This window comes from Chryseobacterium lineare, assembly GCF_977014045.1.
The window spans coordinates 3,620,590-3,640,317 of record NZ_CDRNIQ010000001.1 but is presented as its reverse complement, the minus strand read 5'-3'; the positions used below and the strand labels follow the sequence as shown (position 1 = coordinate 3,640,317).

16 protein-coding genes and 1 pseudogene are annotated in these 19,728 nt (G+C 36.5%); 1 reads left to right on the top strand and 16 read right to left on the bottom strand.

Annotated elements, in window-relative coordinates; translation table 11 throughout:
- Position 1 precedes the first annotated feature (1 nt).
- The 12 genes from rfbD to ACWNCI_RS16295 all read right to left on the bottom strand — a co-directional run bounded on the left by rfbD (position 2) and on the right by ACWNCI_RS16295 (position 13,657).
- Positions 2–868, bottom strand: coding sequence for a dTDP-4-dehydrorhamnose reductase (gene rfbD, locus ACWNCI_RS16350; protein ID WP_449389113.1), 867 nt, complete (start codon positions 866–868; stop codon positions 2–4).
- A complete protein-coding gene (locus ACWNCI_RS16345; protein WP_449389112.1) occupies positions 868–1,353 on the bottom strand; it encodes an acyl-CoA thioesterase in 486 nt (161 codons plus the stop codon). The genes rfbD and ACWNCI_RS16345 overlap by 1 nt, the downstream gene beginning before the upstream one ends.
- Before the next feature lie 69 nt (positions 1,354–1,422).
- Positions 1,423–1,926, bottom strand: coding sequence for an OmpH family outer membrane protein (locus ACWNCI_RS16340; RefSeq protein ID WP_346983359.1), 504 nt, complete (start codon positions 1,924–1,926; stop codon positions 1,423–1,425).
- Between the two features lie 61 nt (positions 1,927–1,987).
- A complete protein-coding gene (locus tag ACWNCI_RS16335) occupies positions 1,988–2,533 on the bottom strand; it encodes an OmpH family outer membrane protein (RefSeq protein ID WP_449389111.1) in 546 nt (181 codons plus the stop codon).
- A gap of 8 nt (positions 2,534–2,541) precedes the next feature.
- Positions 2,542–5,079, bottom strand: coding sequence for an outer membrane protein assembly factor BamA (bamA, locus tag ACWNCI_RS16330; RefSeq protein ID WP_346983361.1), 2,538 nt, complete (start codon positions 5,077–5,079; stop codon positions 2,542–2,544).
- 26 nt (positions 5,080–5,105) lie between these two features.
- The gene (locus ACWNCI_RS16325; protein ID WP_346983362.1) at positions 5,106–5,855 is read right to left on the bottom strand and encodes an isoprenyl transferase; all 750 of its coding nucleotides are present in this window, start codon (positions 5,853–5,855) and stop codon (positions 5,106–5,108) included.
- A 1-nt stretch (position 5,856) separates the two neighbouring features.
- Complete coding sequence (gene porG, locus ACWNCI_RS16320; protein ID WP_346983363.1) at positions 5,857–6,750, bottom strand: type IX secretion system protein PorG; 894 nt, start codon at positions 6,748–6,750, stop codon at positions 5,857–5,859.
- Positions 6,751–6,964: 214 nt separating this feature from the next.
- A complete protein-coding gene (locus ACWNCI_RS16315) occupies positions 6,965–9,454 on the bottom strand; it encodes a polysaccharide biosynthesis tyrosine autokinase (RefSeq protein WP_449389110.1) in 2,490 nt (829 codons plus the stop codon).
- A 4-nt stretch (positions 9,455–9,458) separates the two neighbouring features.
- Complete coding sequence (locus tag ACWNCI_RS16310; RefSeq protein ID WP_449389109.1) at positions 9,459–10,334, bottom strand: polysaccharide biosynthesis/export family protein; 876 nt, start codon at positions 10,332–10,334, stop codon at positions 9,459–9,461.
- Between the two features lie 28 nt (positions 10,335–10,362).
- Positions 10,363–11,490, bottom strand: coding sequence for a glycosyltransferase family 4 protein (locus ACWNCI_RS16305; protein WP_449389108.1), 1,128 nt, complete (start codon positions 11,488–11,490; stop codon positions 10,363–10,365).
- A gap of 91 nt (positions 11,491–11,581) precedes the next feature.
- Positions 11,582–12,583 carry a glycosyltransferase family 2 protein gene (locus tag ACWNCI_RS16300; RefSeq protein WP_449389107.1) on the bottom strand — a complete coding sequence of 334 codons (1,002 nt, stop codon included), beginning with the start codon at positions 12,581–12,583 and terminating at the stop codon, positions 11,582–11,584.
- Between the two features lie 3 nt (positions 12,584–12,586).
- The gene (locus ACWNCI_RS16295; protein ID WP_449389106.1) at positions 12,587–13,657 is read right to left on the bottom strand and encodes a formimidoylglutamase; all 1,071 of its coding nucleotides are present in this window, start codon (positions 13,655–13,657) and stop codon (positions 12,587–12,589) included.
- Between the two features lie 208 nt (positions 13,658–13,865).
- On the opposite strand from ACWNCI_RS16295, the gene ACWNCI_RS16290 reads away from it, so the two are divergent.
- On the top strand, positions 13,866–14,345 hold the full coding sequence (locus ACWNCI_RS16290) for a hypothetical protein (RefSeq protein WP_449389105.1): 480 nt from the start codon (positions 13,866–13,868) through the stop codon (positions 14,343–14,345).
- A 335-nt stretch (positions 14,346–14,680) separates the two neighbouring features.
- Here ACWNCI_RS16290 and ACWNCI_RS16285 read toward each other — a convergent pair whose 3' ends face one another.
- The 4 genes and pseudogenes from ACWNCI_RS16285 to ACWNCI_RS16270 form a co-directional block, all read right to left on the bottom strand.
- Positions 14,681–15,379: a topoisomerase C-terminal repeat-containing protein gene (locus ACWNCI_RS16285; RefSeq protein WP_449389506.1), complete on the bottom strand. Its 699-nt coding sequence runs from the start codon at positions 15,377–15,379 to the stop codon at positions 14,681–14,683.
- Positions 15,377–17,255, bottom strand: a pseudogene (gene topA, locus ACWNCI_RS16280) (type I DNA topoisomerase); the annotation flags it as partial. The pseudogene topA and the gene ACWNCI_RS16285, both read right to left, overlap by 3 nt.
- A 52-nt stretch (positions 17,256–17,307) precedes the next feature.
- Positions 17,308–18,456 (bottom strand): hypothetical protein, encoded by a 1,149-nt coding sequence (locus ACWNCI_RS16275; RefSeq protein WP_449389104.1) that lies wholly within the window; start codon positions 18,454–18,456, stop codon positions 17,308–17,310.
- Positions 18,457–18,513: 57 nt separating this feature from the next.
- Positions 18,514–19,665, bottom strand: coding sequence for a hypothetical protein (locus tag ACWNCI_RS16270; RefSeq protein ID WP_449389103.1), 1,152 nt, complete (start codon positions 19,663–19,665; stop codon positions 18,514–18,516).
- Between the last annotated feature and the right edge of the window lie 63 nt (positions 19,666–19,728).

Here is a 19,728-nt window from a genome sequence, read left to right as displayed (position 1 = left end):
TTTATCTTTTGTTTTGAAGAATATCTATACATTCTTCAAGGCTGTTTTCCCAATGTTTGGGTTCTATTTTATAAGTTTCTTCAATTTTATCAAGACACATTGTGCTTCTTTTCGGCCTTTTCGCCGGAGTCGGATATTGTTCTGTCGTTAATTGATTTAATTTAATTTTTGATTTTGAAAGTTCCGCTATTTTTTTTGCAAACTCAAACCATGTCGTTTCAGGATAATTTGAAAAATGGAACACTCCATAAGTTTTTTGAGGAGCTTCAATGATAGTCATGATTGATTCAGCCAAATCATTTGCATTGGTAGGCTGCCCAAACTGATCTCCGACAATTCCCAATTCTTCTTTTTGGGAGAAAAGATTCAGCATGGTTTTAACAAAATTTTTATTGAATTCTGAATACAACCATGATGTTCTTAGAATAATTGTTTTAGGATTTAAATCTAAAGCCAGTTCCTCCCCTTTTAATTTTGACTCACCATACACTCCTATCGGGCTTGTAAAGTCGTCTTCGGAATAGCAAAGATTAGTTTCCCCGTCAAACACATAATCTGTAGAGACATGAATCATCACTACATTATGTTCTTTGCAGGCCTCAGCCAGATGAGCAACACCATTTGCATTAACAGCGAAAGCTTTGTCTTTCTCAGTTTCAGCAAGGTCTACCGCGGTAAATGCCGATGCGTTGATACAGAAATCCGGCTTGCAATCGTGAAAATATGTATTTACCTGATCTTCGTCTGTGATATCAAGCATTTGAGAATCTGTAAAAACAAACTCGTAATCCAATTCAAAGTCAGGAGCAATTTTTCTTATACAGTTTCCAAGCTGTCCGTTTCCTCCTATTACCAATATTTTTTTCATTATGAATTTTTTGCGTTCTGTGATCTTAAAAATTTAACTCTGGACTGAAAATCTTTCTGATCCAAATCTACATAGAATTTATTGAACGTTTCTTTAATATCTTCAGGATGTACCTCGGATCTTCTTGTTTTAACATTAAAGTAAATCACCGTAACCCACAATACTGCAAAAATAGTTTTCTCGTCTAAACTTTTCATAAGAATTTCAACCTTTGCCGTTCTGTCCTGAACATCGATGGTTTTGCTGCTGATCACTACTGAGGTATTATATCTCACCTCCTTCAAGTATGCTATTTCATTCTGAATAGCAATCCAAGTACATCCCGTTTGCTTGGTATATTCTTCATAAGTAAATCCATAAAATGTTTCCACATGATCTTCTCTGGCGTTGAACATGTAGTCCAGATATTTCACATTATTCAGATGACCAATCGGATCACAATCACTAAACCGCACCTTTACCGTGGTTGATACTTCTTTTTCCATTGTGCAAAAATAAAAAAACCACCCCGATGAGAGATGGTTATTTTATAAATGTTTGTTAATTTCTAAAAATTACTGAACACCAAGTTCTTTCTTTACAGCTGGAGTCGCATCAGGACCTCCTTTGAATACGAAGGCAGAAGAATTTGCATCCATGATGTAATCATAACCGTTTGCTTTAGCAACTTTAGAAACCGCATCGTTCAGTTTTTTCTCGATTGGTTCGTAAGCAGCATCCTGTTTTGCCACGAAATCTTTCTGAGCTTTATCATTCATCTCCTGAATTTCTTGCTGCATTTTTCCTAATTCCGCTTCTCTGGCTTTGTTTTCTTCAGCTGTTTTCTTAGGAGCTTCTTCAGTATATTGCTTTAATTTAGCTTGTCCTGCGTCTGCTTTTTTCTTAATTTCAGCCTGTTTAGTATCTAAGTAAGCTTTAAGATCAGTATCTGCTTTTTTCTTTTCAGGCATTGCATTAAGAACACCTATAACGTCTAAAGTTGCAATTTTTTGAGCTTTTGCCATACCTACCGATACAACCATCATTACCGCTGCAAATAATACACTTAATTTTTTCATAATTGGTAAATAAATAATTTAATTTGTTTTTAGATCTGTAAATTTAATAAAAGTTAAACTTTTATTTTCTGGTTTTAGTTTTTTCTTTTTTATCAGTATCCTTTAATAAAATATCCAACACTTTGTCTGAATAATCGAATCGTTTCTGAAGGAAAAGAACATTATTGCTTGTTTTATCAATCACAATGCCTATTCCGTTTTTCTCAGCCATTGTTTTAATTGCCCCCCAGATCTGATCCTGAAAAGGCTGAACCAGATTTGTTCTCAGTTTCTTAATCTCCCCTGTGGCGCCAAAACGTAAACTTGTAGTGGTTTTGATATTTTTGTCTAAATCCATTACTTCTTTTTCTCTAAGCTTCAGCTGATCTCCTATTAAAAGCACTTTCTCACTTTCAAAAGCAGATCTTTTGCGCTCATATTCCGACTGCAGATTCTGAAGTTCCGACTGCCATGTATCAATCTGTGCATTCAGCCTTGCTTCGGCTTCTTTGTACTGAGGCATTTTATTTAAAATATAATCAGTATCAACAACACCCACTTTCTGTGCACTGCTTAAGCTGAAAATAAAAAATAAAAGGAACGAGAAAACAATTCTAAATTTTTTCATATGATGAATTATAAAGATTGGTTCATCAGGAAGTGTGTCTTCCATCCGGAAGGCTCAGTTCCTGTAACAGTTTTGTCGAATCCGTAAGCGAAGTCAAACCCAATCAATCCAAATGCTCCCATATAAACTCTTACACCGACACCGACTGATCTTTTCAGCTGAAATGGATTGTAACTACCCCAGGAATTCCAAACATTACCTCCTTCAGCGAACGTTAGTGCATAAATTTTTGCGGTCTGGTTCAATGAAATCGGATATCTTAATTCTAACGTAAATCTGTTGTAAATAGTACCTCCACCTGTTGGAGTAATATCTTCGGAAGTTCCTCCATAGGTAGAAGCATTTTCATAGCCTCTTAACGGAATCAATTCTCTACCGTCATATCGTCCACCGAAAAGCCCGGTACCACCTACATAGAATCTTTCAAACGGCGGAGCACCAAGTTCTTTGTTGTATCCGTCCATGAATCCCATTTCTGCAGAAGATCTTAGCACCAGTTTTCCAACGATCTCGTTATAGACATCAGCTTTGAACTTCACCTTGTAGAATTCCATCCATTTATATTTTTCCGTAGGACTCATTGTAGAATAATCTTTATTGCTGAACAATGAGTATGGCGGAGTGAATTTTACTGAAAAATCAAGGTTTGAACCCACAGTCGGGAAAATTGGGTCAATCCCCGCAGAGTTTCTGCTCAATCCTAAGTTAATGCTGAAGTTGTTTGCCGTACCATAATTCTCTGTAACCCCTCCGAAATCAAAAGGATAGTTTTTAAAATCATACTTCTGGAACTGAAGTCCTGTGTATAATGAGAAATAATCATCCGGCCACTTCAATAATCTGTTTAATCCTACTGAAGCGGAGAAAATATTCAACTTCTGAGCATCTCCATAAGCATCAGAATACTTTACCCTCGAGTTATTAAGACTCACGGAAAGCGCGGTAGGTCTTGTTCCGAATAACCATGGTTCAGTGAATGAAACTCCATAATTCTGGAAATATTGTCCTGCCTGTGCCTGAAGAGATAATGTCTGTCCATCTCCTTGAGGAACAGGTTTAAAGTCTTTAAATTTAAGGAAATTCTTAAGCGAGAAATTATTGAACGTCAACCCTAATGTCCCGATAAAGCTGTTACCTCCGTAACCTGCCTGTAACTGAACCTGTGATGAACCTTTTTCAACAAGCTTCCATTTGATATCTACCGTGTTATCCTGCTGATTCGGCTGAATATCCTGGCCTACCTGCTGAGGATCAAAGAACTGCATTCCTGCTAAATCGAAATATGTTCTTTTGATATCACTTTTGGCAAAAAGATTCCCTGGTTTCGTTCTTAAAGCTCTTAAAATTACATGGTCATGCGTCGTTGTATTCCCTTCCCATGTCACTCTGTTCCAGGTTGCTTTCTCACCTTCATTGATGCGGATTTCAAGATTAATCTTGTCTCCATCTACAGATTTTTCAACAGGAGTTACATTTGAGAAAAGATACCCATTGTTCATGTAAACAGATTTGATGTCAGAGTCGTCTTCTTTACCCCCATCTTCTCCTACTTTTTTGTTGAAACCAACAGCATCGTAGATATCTCCTTTTTTATATCCCAGAAGTCTCTGCAAATAATCTGTAGGATACACTGTATTTCCGGTGAATGTAATATCACCGATATAATACTGCTTTCCTTCATTAAGCTTTACATCGATCTCGTAGTTATTTCTTTTGTTTCTCCAAACAGAATCTGAAATAATCTTTGCATCTCTATAACCCAACGAATTATAATAGCTGATTAAATTCTGCTTGTCTTCCTGATATTTATCTTCAATAAATTTTGAAGATTTCAGAATTCCTCCGATACCAAACCTTTTCTGTTTTGTTTCTTTGAAAGCTTTTTTTCTAAGCTTTCTGTCTGTTACAGCCTGGTTTCCTTCAAATTCGATATGATCAATCTTGATTCTTTTTCCTTTATCAACATTAATCGTCCAGTCTACCAGATTTGGGTCACCTGCATTTACTTTCTCCTGAATGGTAATTTTAGCATCTGCAAATCCTTTTTTAACAAAATCTTTCGGAACATTTGTTTTAAGACTTGAAATCAGGTTCTGCGTAATTTTAGTTCCCGGCTTCAGATTGTTGTCTTTAGCCATTTTTTCATTTTTGGATTTTCCGATACCCTTACCGGTAAATTTTACTTCACCAAGGTCTTTCAGATCCTGCAAATAGAATTTAAGGATAATAGTCTCACCTTCAATACTCTGAACGTACACTTCTACCTCCGAAAAGGATTGGGTATCCCAAAGTTTTTTTACGGCATTACTAATTTTCTGCCCCGGAATATCTACCGTTTCACCTTTTGCTAATCCTGTAAATCTCAGAATCTGAGCCGGAGTATATTTTTTAACCCCATCTACAACAATGTCTTTCAGTGTGTATGTTCCTGCCTGGTTTTCTGCATGTACAGAATTGCTCACCTTTGTGCTGTCCTGTGGAGTTACCTGTCCATAAAAATGTGCTGAAGCAACAAACATAATGATGGGTAATAGTCTAAACTTCATTTTATCGTAGTCTTTCTTTTCTTAAATTACTGGATTTTTACTTGTTCACCGGTCTTTCCGAATCTTCTTTCTTTGTTTTGATAATCAACAATACACTGAAAGAAAATATCTTTCGTAAAGTCCGGCCACAGAACATCTAAAAACTGCAGTTCTGCATAGGCGATCTGCCAAAGGAGGAAATTACTGATTCTGATCTCGCCGCTGGTTCTTATCAAAAGGTCAACGGGCGGGAAATCTTTAGTATAAAGATAATTTTCGAATAATTTTTCATCAATATCCTCTGCATTTATCTTCCCTTCTTTCACATCTGTACTTATATTTTTCACGGCATTTAGTATTTCATTTTGCGAGCCATAGCTTATGGCCAGTACCAAATTGCCTTTTGTATTTTCTTTTGTAAGCTCTATCACGTTGTTAAGCTGATCTTTAACGAGTGAAGGCAGTTTATCCAGATTACCAATTACATGCATTCTCAAACCTTTACTGAAAATCTCATCCGCTTCCAATAATAAAGTCTCAACGAGTAGATTCATCAAGGTGTTTACTTCTTCTGCGGGACGATTCCAGTTTTCCGAAGAAAAGGTGTAAAGCGTCAGGTACGGAATATGTATTTCATTGCATGCATTAATGGCATTTCTTACTGCATTAATGGCATTCCTGTGACCAAAGGTTCTTTCTTCGCCACGCGATTTTGCCCATCTTCCATTACCATCCATGATAACAGCAACATGCTTTGGTAAATTATCCGGATCTATTTTATCTTTTATCAACGACATATTAATCACAATAACATGGAGGTCTTCCAAACGAATAAGTAAGTCCTAAACTTACCGTATTCATCCAGTCTTTAGACTTTGAATCTCCAATATTTCTTTCTCCCAATAAGGCAGCTTCTCTCTCTTTAGACACCACATAATAGGCATCCGTCTGAAGAAGAGATCCTCCTGTAACAGGGCTTAAGATATCTCCATTATACGTGGAAACCACATCTTTGCTAAGGATTCTGCTATAATCAAGCTGGTCCGTCAGGGTATATCTGAAGGTAGCTTCTGCAAAAATTGCCCAGTTATAATTAAATTTATATTTCAAACCTACTCCAAAAGGAATATTCATGGTAGTTTTTGTCCCTGTAGAGTACACCGGGGTCGTAGTAAAATCAAGCTCATTAACCGGAGCCAGCGCAACACCATCGGCATCTCTTTTGAAATCATTAATGAAGGTAGCTTTCGGAGCATCAAACATTAAAGCACCCACCCCTCCAAAAATATAAGGACTTACCATACTTTTCTGTTCGTTGTTCACAGGAAAGAAGTTATATTCAAAAACCAAACTTGCTTCATACACATTGTTTTTCCCGAATGAATTTCTGTTCTTTCTGTACTCTTCCTTTGCCACTTTGTCACTAAACTGGATCTGGTTGTATCCAAGATCCAATCTTACTGTCTGATGGGGATTAAAATTAAATCTATATAAAATACCACCATAAAACGGAACTCCCCAATCCGACGCTTTACTTAAATCCAATGGCTTTTGTAAAATATAATTCGTTCTCCCTATATCCCCAACTAGGTTACTCATACCTAGACGAACTCCAAGTTCGTTTCTTTGAGCTTTAACACTTACCACAGTTCCTAGGGCGGCAAGGAAGCTAAACAATAATTTTCTATTCATAAAAGAATATGGATTTATGGTTATTTTAAAATTTAATTTTTGCAAATATAAAACTTTTTTATATTAATGATAATCTTAATGTTTAGTTAAAAATAAACAAAAAAACATAATTTGTTATAAAGTAAACGATAAACTCGCTAAATTATTCTTTTTTTAATAGAAATCAGCCGGATCATCATATAATAAACCCCCAATAAATGAGGGCTTAAAAGTATTATTTTTTATTGAATATTTGCCGTACTTTATTTCTAATTCTTATTAACAATGGTTCTTTGTAATTTTTATCCTCATCAAAATAGCCATAACCGTAGCCGTAGCCGTACCCATAACCATATCCGTAACCCTGTTTACTGCTATAATCATTGTACACAAGTCCCAGATTTTCAGTTTCTCCTTTGTGATATTTCTCTGTAATCATTTTCAGCATATATTTTTCTGTGTATTCATGGCGTACAACGTAAATATTGGCATCCGAATATTTCATCAACTCATAAGAATCTGCCACCAGACCTACCGGCGGAGAATCAATAATGATAAAATCATACAGCTCTTTCAGATCTTCAATAAATTTAATATTTCTTTCACTCATTAAAAGTTCAGAAGGATTTGGCGGAATTGGCCCTGAAGTAGCCACATCAAGATTTGGAATTCTCGTTTTATTAATAATCTTATCCATTTCCACTTCTCCCGTAAGATAATTTGAAATCCCATATTTATTATCAATTCTGAAATCTCCGAAAATTTTCGGCTTCCTGAGATCCATCCCCAAAAGGATTGTTTTTTTATCACTCAAGCCCAGAACTGATGCCAGATTAATAGAAACATACGTTTTACCCTCCCCTCCAATGGATGATGTAACGAGAATGATCTTACTTCCGCCATTCTCTTCCGACAGAAATCTTATATTGGCCCGTATGCCTCTGAATGCCTCTGAGACAGAAGACTTAGGCTGCTCAAGAACCGTAAGCATATTTTCATTGTTATTATTCCCGATCACGCCGAGTAGCGGAATACGAGTGGCATTCAGCAGTTCTTTAATGTTTCTGATCTTGGTATCGAGTACCTCCCCAATCAGGATAAAGACTAAAGGAATAACGAGTAAACCGCCCATAATCCCCGTTTTTACCACTTTTACATTAGGCCCGATTGCTGCTTGCCCTACATTTTTAGCAGGATCAATTACGGTGATATCCGATTGATTGGCCGCCATTTTCATTTGAGTTTCGTTTTGTCTGGTAAGCAGGCTGTTGTAGGTAGCTTCAATCATATTGTAACCTCTTTCCGCATCCAGATATTTTCTTTGCTTTTCCGGATAGGCATCCAGATCAGAATTGGCATCAGAAACTTTCTGATTAATTTTCTCAATATCCTTATAATATTGCGAATAATAGTTGGTAAGAACTCCGCCGGAATTCATTCTCGCCTCATTGATCAGTTTATTAATTTCAATCATCGGCTCAGAGTTTGGCTTATAAATCAATGCCATTTCACGTCTTTTGAGATATAATGCTTTTAACTCTGAAATAGATGCAGTAAATGCCCCATCCTGAAATCCGGCCGCGCTGGTACTGATCATTTTATCAAAATTTTGAGACGCGAGCGTCTGTTTTATCTGGTTTAATGAAACAATCTTACTTTCCAAATCTGCCTTTTTAGCTTCAAGATCTTTAATTTCATTGAGAGATTTTTCATCTCTGTCTTTAATATCATAGAGCTTTTCGTTGGTTTTCATATCATTCAGGACATTGGCACTTGAATCCAGCTTTTTTCTTATTTTATCAAGATTTTCCTGAAGATAAACCTCCGTATTTCTGTCCACTGTTAATTTATCAGCCTCCCTTTTTTTCTGCAGCTGACTTACAGATTTATTGAGGAAATTAACGGTTCCATTAAGATTATAGCCTGTCTTTGTAATAATCATGATGGTATTGATCTCTTTATCAAAATCAACTGAAATGGTAGAAACAATGTCATTTACCGCATTATTTACCGTACTTAGCTTAACAATAATATTTTCAAGGCGGATTTTGGGAACAATCGGATTTTTCACCAGTCTGAATCTAAAATTCGGGGAAGTGTACCACTCTCCTACCGAAATAATTTTATTGGCAGCCCTTTCATATGGATCCACCATTGAAAAACCTTCTGTTTCATAGCTGTATAAATTGAGTGACTGTCCATCTTCAGGCAAAATTACTTCAAACTTGTCTTCACCTTTGGGAACCAGAGTAAACGGATAATCCATCTGCTGAAGGTGTTTTTTGTCTATCTGAACGAGAATTGGAATATCATCTTTATCCAGATAGGTAGATTTGATGGCTCCCTTTGTAGAATAATTCACAAAAAGACCAAGCTCTTTTACCAAAAATTCGTTGTGAGTCCTGGATAAAAGCATTTTTTTCAGATAAACTCCATCCTGGTTGCCACCGTTATTCCAGATAAGGTTGACAGACTGACTTGGAGTAAAATAACTTGCGGTATTATTCGAAATGCTTAAAGATAAACTAGATGCATAAATATTCTGTGCGTAGTATTTGCTGTACGTCCACGATATTGAATACCCAATAAATAACATCAATACAAACCAATACCAGTTTTTGAGGATTCTTCTTAAAAAATGCTCAATGTCAAACAGTGCGAAAGAACCGTATTTTTCCTTCTTAGAATCTGCCTTCTCTGCAGTAGTATCTTTTCCTGGGATCATGATATTATAGATTTTTAAGAAGAAGATAAATGGATAAAGCCGTCGTAATAACCGATACTCCGGTTGTAAGGGTCTGAATAGGATCTTTTCCTAAACCATTCAGGCTTTTTGATCTTGTATTCAGATAAATTTCGTCTCCGTTCTGTACGTAATAGTATGGTGAGTTCATTACATCTTCTCTGGTGAGATCAATCTTAGCTATTTTAATTCCTTCGGGCAGCTTTCTGTGGATAACAATGTTTTTTTTATCAATAGTTCTGTTTAAGCCGCCATTAATTGAAATCGCTTCAGAAATATTGAGTGTATTTTTATGCGCCACTTTTTCTCCGGTAAGCCCTGTTGTCTCTACGTCTCCTATGATGTAGTAGGTAATTCCGTCGGTATTCAGCCTTACTTCAGATTTTCCTTCCTGAAAATTATCATTAACCTTGGTTTGTATTTCCTGAGCTACATCATCAATGGTTCTTCCTTCAGCTTTAATATAACCGATCCCGAACACATTAATATCTCCGTTGGAATCTACCTTTAATCCGTTAAAATAGAAAACAGCATTTCCTCCTGTTCCCAATCCTCCTCCATTTCCTACACCGCGACTTATCGCAGGCGATGAACTTCCAGTACTTCCGGAAACGGCAGATCCGGAGGTATTCAGCGATGAATAAAACTGGGCTGCATCTCCTTTGGGAGTCGTAACGATATTGAGATTTAAAATATCATTTCTGGTAATCCTGTACACCGGAATATTGTAGGGAACAAGACCTTCTTCGTTGATCACCAGACTTTCATTCGGCTGCATATATCGGACATCCTTTGTGGTAATACAGGACATCATGATAAAAGGCAGCATTAAAAAAAATAAATACTTATAGTTTTTCATCATATTTGGAAATTAATGCAAAAGTAGAGATTTAATCTTTAGCGTTTTTACTATTTTTTAAAACATAAATAAAATCAGGAATGTAAGCTCCTAAAAAGCCGATAAACAGTATAATCAGCAACAGGAGATTGACGTTGATATGTCTGAGAAAGTAGGCGATACTGACTACAAAAAGATAATACATAATGATATAAAAAGACGATCTTCTGTGGGTAAGATCAAGCCTTAAAAGCTTGTGATGTATATGATTTTTGTCTGCGTCAAAGGGAGATCTTCCATTAAGTATTCTTACAATGATTACGTTCAGGGTATCAACGATCGGCAGGATAAGAATTGCAACAGCTACAACAGGAGCAGACTGAAGATGGTATCTCGGAACATAGGGAAGTTTTTTATCTATAAAAATATCAATAAAGCAGATGGAAGTAAATGCCAGGAGAAATCCCAACAGCATAGAACCGGTATCTCCCATGAAAATCTTATTTGTCCGGTAATTAGACAAATTATAATACAGAAAAGCCAGAACCGATCCAATAATAATCACCGACAAAATAACCAGGGGATAATTATACTCTCCCAAACGGTAATAACTAATCCCAAACAGTGCGCTGCAAATCACAGAATATCCTCCTGCAAGCCCATCAATACCATCAATAAGATTAAAAGCATTGATAAGAATAATAAAGGTGATGATACTGAAAATAACACTTACGAAATATTCAATCTCATAAATTCCGAAAATACCGAAAAGGTTTCTTATCCTGATATCTGAACCGATCACAATAAGCGAAGAAACAACAATCTGTGCCACGAGTTTTTTGTAGGCTCTCATCACTACAATATCATCCATCACGCCTACATACAGCAGAATAACCAGCGAAGCAAACAGGAATTTATAGAGATCAAAAAGCTCATACGCAAAAATAGGAGCACAGATTCCTATCGAATAAAAAATGGCAATTCCGCCGAGATTCGCAATTTTCCGCAAATGAGAGCTCCTTATGCCAGGCTCATCCATCAGATTCTTCCTTCTGGAAATCCTGATAATGGTAGGAACGGAAAAAAAAGTGATTAAAAAAGAAAATAAAAACCCCAATCCTATTTTGATACAAAATATAGGGAGACCGGTGTGGTTGAGGAACAGTTCAAAATTTTTCATCTTTTTTCATTTAAAGCACTGCTTCTCCTGAAGAAATATCCGGAATAAATATGTGTTGTTTTTACTTCCGAAACAGTACTAACATTTGTGTTTACATTAATTTTCTTATCAGTTTTTTCTGTCGGGCAAAAAATAAAAGATAAAATATACTCTTTTTCAAAGGCAAAGATAAAAGATAATTCTTACCAAAACGATTATAATTTAAAATATTTTTCAGCTTTATGTCCCTTTTCCTGATGAATTGTTCTAGATTTTCAGACATTCTGTAAAAAACATCATCATCTTTTACAAAAGCGAGATAAGCAATAAAAGAATAAACTCCTTCAAAAATCTGAAAATTTTTAAGCTCTTTCACCCGGACTGCATAAGCCGTTTTACTGAAAAAATCCTCCACATCTTCTATTGCTTTAAAAATATCAAGGCCTTTTTCGGTATGGGTTTTTGTGATGGAATCTGATCTTTCAAGATACTGATAATGGAAATTCTGTGTCTGTGCTATGGTTTTACACATTAATAAAAGCTGCGGGATCAGCTGAATATCTTCGAAATGAACATTTCTTTTAAATCTTTTTCCGTTAAAAAGCTCCGTCCTGAATAATTTATTACAGGCAAAATAACTGATATCGGAAAAAACGGAAAAATTCTTTTCAAGATCGATCTTTTCAGGCATATGGGGAACCTGGGTCAGTTTCTGTATAATCCTTCCATCCTGATCTACCTTCTGAATATTACAGATCACCATCTCCGCGTCATGCATATCTGCAAGCCGGACCATATCTTCATACATCGTGGGTGCAATATAATCATCGCTATCCACAAATCCGATATAATCTCCGGTAGCTTTGTCGATACCGAAATTCCTGGCATCGCTCAGTCCGCCGTTTTCTTTATTGAAGGATTTTATTTTATCGGGATATTTCCGCGCATAGTCTGTAATGATCTGTGCAGAATTATCTTTACTACCGTCATTTACCACCAGAATTTCAATATTCTGATAGGTTTGACGGATCACAGAATCGAGGCATTTTGCAAGATATTGCTCTACATTATAAACGGGAATAATGATAGAAATTTTTGAGGGAACTTGTGTCATGAATTAATTTTTCGTCAGTCGTGTGTTTAGCCAGCCTTTTTTAGCTTCATCAAAATCTTTTCTGGAACAGGGGACGCAGTTTTCTATATCTTCATCATCCCCGAAATACCATAGATTACTAAAGGTATCCCTTTTGAAGGTGTACTGCCGGTCATCAATCAGCACATAGAATATTTCATAATGTCTTTCTTTCGGATGCGATCTCTGAATATTAATACCCTCGATCAGGTACCAGATCATCTGTGCGAGAAGCTGGTGGTTGAGCTGATTTTCAGAATAAATATTATAATTAAAGATTCCTACGGACTTCAGGTTTTCGCTCAATCCGATTTCCTTCATATAGGCACAGATCTCTCTTCGGTTCAGCCCGTTCACCTGGGGATTCATTGAAAAGGCCTCACTGAAGCTTTCCATCGCATCACAGTTTACCGTCACAAGATCCGCTTTTCTGAAAAACGGTTCCGTTTTCTCCGTAGAATTCATCATTTCTGCAAGGCGGATGATATCAAATTCCACTTCCTTGATTAATCTTACGGAATCTGCTTCATTCAAATGTTTCTGATATCCTAAATGATGATAATTTTTAATAGAAAAATTTTTAGACCCGAATATTTTGCTTAAAAAATTATATTCGTCAATCATTTCTCCCTGTTTCAGAGAAATAATATTGCTGATCTGCGTGTAGTTGATATTTTTAGTATGAAAATTCAGGGCTGAAAAAAGGGAAAAGGCAAAATCGTTGGAACCTCCTATGATCACAGGAATGGCTCCTTTGTAATGACAGGCCGACAAGACTTCCTGCAAAATATAGTGAGAATCCTGAACCGTCTTTCCGGAAACCAGATCTCCAAGATCTACGACAGGAATCTCGAAGTCAAGTTGTGACAGTTTATAAAACTCTCTCCTGATACCGGTGAAATCCTGCACCTCAGCATCACCGTTCGCTCCTCTGTAATCGGAAACGAACAGCAAAACTATGCTGTCTTCTTTAATATTTTTCGTGATACGATTTCCGATCTGCCAACTTTCTGTCTTGAAATTTCTGGGCGAAATGATAAAATCTTCAAAATCCATGCTTCAATTTTCCTTTTTAATAAGTTCAAAAATATTAAAATAAATTCGAATATTCCTTGTATAATTTCTCAGATCAATTACACCCCGATTTGTTATTAACATAATAATGTTCAAAGGTTAAAAAATTATGCTTTCTGAAGTAAGTATATTTTGTGGTATCAAAAAATTTATTACTTTTAATTGTTTAATAATTAAAAATTCACAAACGATGAGTACACAAAATCAGATCAGTGTAGAGATCCCTCAATCTGTAATTACAGCGGTTAATCAGAAATTACAGGAATGCAAAGCACTTCTTGCGCCTTACTTACAGTCCTTAACTTCAGAAGAAAAAGAATCTATCTTTAAAATGGGAGACAAAACGGTAGCTACCGTACAAAAGGTGAAAAGCTATATGGCGACCAATCCGGAATTCATCCCCAATTACATGAACAAAACAGAGTTTCTGAAAGACGAAGCCCTGGTAACATCACTTGACCCGCTCGGAAATCTGGCGATACAACTGGCATCAGACATTAAAGACACCATCATTCTCGCCGGAAGTGAGGCGCTCACAGCTGCCATGTTTTATTACGGCACCGCGAAAGAAGCTTATGACAAAGGAGTTCCAACAGCAAAACCTATTTATGAAGATCTCAGCCAGAGATTTGTAAGGAAAAGCTATAAGAAACTTTCCAACAAAGAATAATAACTCAATCCGGAATTCAAAAACGACCCTTTTAGGCTCAACAACCAGCCAAAAAGGGTCGTTTTTCATGCAAAAAGGGTGAAAATTCACCCTAAAAGGCTGGTTTTTCATCCTAAAAGGTTCAACGGCGAGCCTAAAAGGGTGGAAAACCAGCCTTTTTCATTGGTTTTTGAGGGTAAAAGATTCGATGGTGAATATTTTTGGGTGGATTTTGAGTATAATCTCGCAGAATTATAAGCAGTAACTATAAATACTATTATAAATTGGTTTTGTGATGTCATAAAACAAAAAAGCACAGACCAAAAATCTGTGCTTTATATATTAAAAAAAATAATTTATTTCTTTGCTGCGGGCTTCTTAGCTGCCGGCTTTTTCGCTGTTGTAGTTTTCTTCGCTGCAGCTGTTTTCTTGGCAGCAGGTTTTTTCTTTTCTGCGAAAGCATTCTTGTCCTGATCGGTGATCCATTTTTTAACCTCATCCAAAGAAACTTCTTTCAGCTCCTCGGCATCGTATTTAGAATCATCCTTTTTCTTCGGGATCTTGAACATCGCTTTTCCAAATTTAACGAAAGGTCCCCATCTTCCGTTTTCAATGGAGATCTTTTCTTTTTCCCACTGCTGGATGTATCGGTTGGCTTCTTTTTCAAGCTTGGCATCAATCAGCTCATTGATATCACTTTGAGAAAGATTTTCAAAATCATATCTCTTCGGAACATTGACGAAGATATCTTTATACTTGATGAACGGCCCGAATCTTCCCGAACCTTTTGTCACAGGTTCACCTTTGTACGTTGCGATCGGCGCATCAGCAATTTTCTTTTCATTAATGATCTCTTCCGCACGCTTCTGATCTACAGAAAGCGGATCTTCTCCTTTCGGAATGCTGATATATGTTTCTCCCCACTTCACATAAGGCCCGAATCTTCCGACACCCACTGAAACAGGCTGGCCGTCGACTTCACCAAGATCAAACGGAAGCTTAAATAATTCCAATGCCTCTTCAAGACTAATAGTCGCAATATTCTGGCCGACCATTAATGATGCAAAAACAGGTTTTTCTTCATCATCCGTTTCCCCGATCTGGATCATCGCTCCGAATCTTCCGATTCTGGCGTGTACATTTTTACCGGTCTTCGGGTCAATTCCAAGAAGTCTGTCGCCAGTGGCCCTGTCGGCATTTTCTTCTACATCTTCAATTCTGGGATGGAATTTTGAATAGAAATCCGTCATCATTTGCTTCCATTTCTGGTCGCCGCTGGCAATTTCATCAAAGCTTTCTTCTACTCTTGCTGTAAAACCGTAGTCAAGAATTTCTTTAAAATTATCTGTCAGGAAGTCATTCACGACTTCACCGATGTCTGTAGGAACGAATTTATTTTTATCGCCCCCGAATTTTTCTTCGAGGACTTCTTTTTTAATTTTATCTTTTGCCAAAGAGATTTTTACCACTTCGCGAGTTTGCGGCTCGATTTCACGCTTGTCTACATACTCACGATTCTGTATCGTCTGAATGGTCGGCGCATAAGTAGAAGGACGCCCGATTCCCAGCTCTTCAAGCTTTCTTACCAATCCTGCTTCGGTGTATCTTGCACTTGGCCTTGTGAATTTTTCTGTAGCGGTGATTTTTTTATATTCTAAAACTTCTCCCACATATACTTTCGGAAGGAGTTTCTCATTATTTTCTTCGTCGTCTTCTTCCGTTTTTACAATACCATAAGCTTTTAAGAATCCGTCGAAAATAATAACCTCTCCCTGGGCTTCAAAATGCTGTGGTAATTTGGCATTCCCGATCTCGATTACGGTTTTCTCTATTTTAGCATTAGCCATCTGAGAAGCTAATGTTCTTCTGTAAATTAACTGGTACAATCTGTTCAGCTGGGCATCTCCGATGCTTTTAACAGTAAAATCAGTCGGACGGATAGCTTCGTGAGCTTCCTGTGCTGATGCTGATTTCGTTGTATAATTTCTTGGAGAAGAATATTCTGCGCCATATTCTGAGGTGATCTGTTTCTTTGCTCCGTCAATAGCTTCCTGAGAAAGGTTTACCGAGTCTGTTCTCATATAGGTAATGTACCCTTCTTCATATAATCTTTGTGCAAGACGCATGGTATTGGTTACATTATATCCTAATCTGGAAGAAGCTTCCTGCTGTAGTGTAGAAGTCGTAAAAGGTGCTGAGGCAGATCTTGTTCCCGGTTTTGTTTCAACATTTAAGACCTTGAATTCTGCTGTTTCTGGCAAGTTCAAGGAAATTTTCTGCATCTTGTTCTTTTTCAAAATCTTTCTTAAGCTTTGCCGCAATTTCCTGATTTGTCTTATTCAGGAAAACTCCGTCAAGTTTAAAGGTTGCTTTCGGAACAAATTCACGGATTTCTTTTTCTCTTTCAACAATCAGTCTTACGGCTACCGACTGCACTCTTCCGGCAGATAATCCAGGTTTCACTTTTTTCCAGAGAACCGGTGACATCTCGAAACCTACGATTCTGTCGAGTACTCTTCTTGCCTGTTGGGCATTTACAAGGTTCTGATCAATATCTCTGGGGTTACCGATTGCTTTTAGAATGGCATTTTTAGTAATTTCGTGGAAAACAATTCTTTTTCTGTTTTCGGGTTTCAGTTTCAGCTCGTCTGCAAGATGCCATGCAATAGCTTCTCCCTCGCGGTCTTCATCGGAAGCCAGCCATACCATTTCGGCTTTTTTCACGGCAGCTTTCAGTTCTGTTACCAATTTCTTTTTGTCAGCAGAAACTTCGTAATCGGGGCTGAAGGTAGCCAAATCGATCCCCATTCCTTTTTTAGGCAGGTCACGGATATGTCCGAAACTGGATTTTACTTCAAAATCCTTTCCTAAATACTTCTGAATCGTTTTTGCTTTTGCCGGTGATTCGACGATTACTAAGTTTTTCGACATTCTAAATTTTTTTTGCAAAAGTAAAGTTTTTTTATTAGATAGGTTTTTGGAATCACATTTTATTTAATAATTCTACCGGTGCAACAAACAGTCTGTAGAGTATTCCTTCGAATGTAAAGCCTTTTCCTGACATTTCAACTCTATAGATGAGCGAGAAAATAATGATAAACATGGTGATGTGAAATTTCCTGTTGACGACTATAGATTCTGATGCTGAAACCGAGTCGCCTTCACGCAGCAGCAGGGCAAAAGCGACAATTATCATCATCATATGAATATACATCCATCTTCCCCAATCAATCGCCAGATAAAACAGCGGAAGCGAGAATAAAAAAGCTCCCATTAACAAAATAGATATAACCTTTCTGTCTTTTAGAAATTTTAAATAATAAGAAAGATGAAAAACACTAAAAGCTAAACTGATAAAATACAAAAGATAATCACTGATATGTTCTTTAATATAATCTCTCTCATTAATATTCCAATAAAATATTCCGTAAATGGGATGAACACCTCTTGCCGCGAGAATTTGTAATGACTGTCCTTCATTTACATTTTTTCCGAATGCTAAAATCAGCAAAACGGGAATTCCGGCTGAAAGGAAATATTTGATATATCTTCTGTATTCAAACTTCCCTTTCTTCAGATATAGGGCAATGGGAAAATACGGAACGTAAAAAAGAACCAATTCGTGCAGAAAAGTTGCCGTAAAAATGGCAATACAAAAAAGATATTCTTTATTTTTCGACAGTTTATCGTTATTGAGGAGATAAACAAACCAGGTAAATATCAAAAATACAATAAACTCTTTCTTGCCAACGTAGGTAACCGTATTTAAAAGTCCGACGAAACCAACAGGCGAAAGCAAAAGTGAAAGATAAAGTAAGTCGGTGACTTTATAGCGTATTAGTTTTGTGTACATCAGAAAAAAGCCTGAAATAATGAGAAACTGGGCGAAATATACAAGATAATTAAGCCTTAAGCCCGTTAAATCCTGCAAAAGGAAAAAGAAACTTCCGGACAGTCCTCTTCTTTTAAAACCGCCATCCTGGTAATTAATGAGCCAGTCGGCGAGAATGTATCCGTCATCCTTAAAATTATAATACCAGGTAAATACAAGCGTGTAAACAGCCGTAACTGCAATTAAAAAATAAATGAAAATCTTAGTATTAAAATATTGTGTGGCTCTGTCTATCATCATTATGTGTTTTAAGAAATTGAAATAAAACGTTGTCACTTGGTCTAATTAATTGAACACTTAAAAAGAATGAATTCCGAAAAGGTGCATAAAAAATCTTAATGGCAATCCTGTTTGTATTCCTATTAATGCGGAGGGAACTCTGTAGGTAAAGTCAGCCAATAGAATAAGAACAATAAATATCATCATTCCGCGGTTTTTTACTATTTCTGAATCAAAAAATTTCATCCCCGAAACAGGAATCAGAGAAATAAGAAGTATTTCAAAAAGAATAAAATTGTTATAAAACCATCTTCCTACATCAATAGCAATCAGAAACAAAGGAATACTGATAAAAAAAGCAAATGCAAAAGCCATTAAAAGTTTTTTTCTGTTTTCCGGCGCAAACTTCTTCAGAAACATATATAATATCACAAAACCCAGTTGAAGGGCTACACTTATGACATATAAGCTCAGGTTTTTAAATTCTTTCGTATAATAATCTATTTTGATAAGCTGTGTTTCTTTCCACTGAAAAATATTCTCCTCCTGAAGGTCGATCCCACATTCCTGAATAAGCTGTAATGTTTTATGATAATCGGTATTAATTCCCATCAATAAAACGATTCCTGCAGGAATATAGAACGACAGTAAAATAAGGCTGTACTTTTTAATATCAATTTTTCCGTTGCGAAAATAGAGCGCAATCAAAAAATACTGGGCATAAAAAACAAAGCTTTCATGTATAAAAACCGAAACGGAAAATAATAACAGAAAGATGTATTCTTTGGTTTTAGTAAGTTTATTCTGCGAAAGGTAATAAGTAAAAGCAGTAAAAAGCAGCCATAAAACACCATCTTTTCTTGCTCCTATCGCAGGATCTGAAAAAAATCCCCAAAGACAAAACGGGGTAAAGAGAAACAGCACATCTATGATATTCGCTTTTTTAAATTTGAGAAGCCTGTACAGAAAATAGAAGAAGACAATATGAACGGCAGCCTGCACAAAGAAAACAGAGTACTGAATCTTTAACGAAAATAGTTTATACAGAAAAACGAAAAGAGTTCCCGGCAATCCTCTTCTGCTGAAACCGGCTTCCTGATAATTGATCATCCAGTCGGCGAATGCATATCCGTTGCATGTAATGTACGCGAAATATACCTTAAAGATACATAAGAGAGTGACAACAATGAGATAGAGAACTAATTGATAATCTAATATGTTTTTTTTCATCTTTAAAATTTGATTGTGTTAAGATTAATCTCTTTTTAAATGTCTTGATTTGTGTTTATCAGA

Bases quoted from the DNA above. Each gene is read 5' to 3' on its own strand.
- rfbD (WP_449389113.1), bottom strand. From the start codon at position 868: ATGAAAAAAATATTGGTAATAGGAGGAAACGGACAGCTTGGAAACTGT.
- ACWNCI_RS16345 (WP_449389112.1), bottom strand. From the start codon at position 1,353: ATGGAAAAAGAAGTATCAACCACGGTAAAGGTGCGGTTTAGTGATTGT.
- ACWNCI_RS16340 (WP_346983359.1), bottom strand. From the start codon at position 1,926: ATGAAAAAATTAAGTGTATTATTTGCAGCGGTAATGATGGTTGTATCG.
- ACWNCI_RS16335 (WP_449389111.1), bottom strand. From the start codon at position 2,533: ATGAAAAAATTTAGAATTGTTTTCTCGTTCCTTTTATTTTTTATTTTC.
- bamA (WP_346983361.1), bottom strand. From the start codon at position 5,079: ATGAAGTTTAGACTATTACCCATCATTATGTTTGTTGCTTCAGCACAT.
- ACWNCI_RS16325 (WP_346983362.1), bottom strand. From the start codon at position 5,855: ATGTCGTTGATAAAAGATAAAATAGATCCGGATAATTTACCAAAGCAT.
- porG (WP_346983363.1), bottom strand. From the start codon at position 6,750: ATGAATAGAAAATTATTGTTTAGCTTCCTTGCCGCCCTAGGAACTGTG.
- ACWNCI_RS16315 (WP_449389110.1), bottom strand. From the start codon at position 9,454: ATGATCCCAGGAAAAGATACTACTGCAGAGAAGGCAGATTCTAAGAAG.
- ACWNCI_RS16310 (WP_449389109.1), bottom strand. From the start codon at position 10,334: ATGATGAAAAACTATAAGTATTTATTTTTTTTAATGCTGCCTTTTATC.
- ACWNCI_RS16305 (WP_449389108.1), bottom strand. From the start codon at position 11,490: ATGAAAAATTTTGAACTGTTCCTCAACCACACCGGTCTCCCTATATTT.
- ACWNCI_RS16300 (WP_449389107.1), bottom strand. From the start codon at position 12,583: ATGACACAAGTTCCCTCAAAAATTTCTATCATTATTCCCGTTTATAAT.
- ACWNCI_RS16295 (WP_449389106.1), bottom strand. From the start codon at position 13,657: ATGGATTTTGAAGATTTTATCATTTCGCCCAGAAATTTCAAGACAGAA.
- ACWNCI_RS16290 (WP_449389105.1), top strand. From the start codon at position 13,866: ATGAGTACACAAAATCAGATCAGTGTAGAGATCCCTCAATCTGTAATT.
- ACWNCI_RS16285 (WP_449389506.1), bottom strand. From the start codon at position 15,379: ATGGTCGGCCAGAATATTGCGACTATTAGTCTTGAAGAGGCATTGGAA.
- ACWNCI_RS16275 (WP_449389104.1), bottom strand. From the start codon at position 18,456: ATGATGATAGACAGAGCCACACAATATTTTAATACTAAGATTTTCATT.
- ACWNCI_RS16270 (WP_449389103.1), bottom strand. From the start codon at position 19,665: ATGAAAAAAAACATATTAGATTATCAATTAGTTCTCTATCTCATTGTT.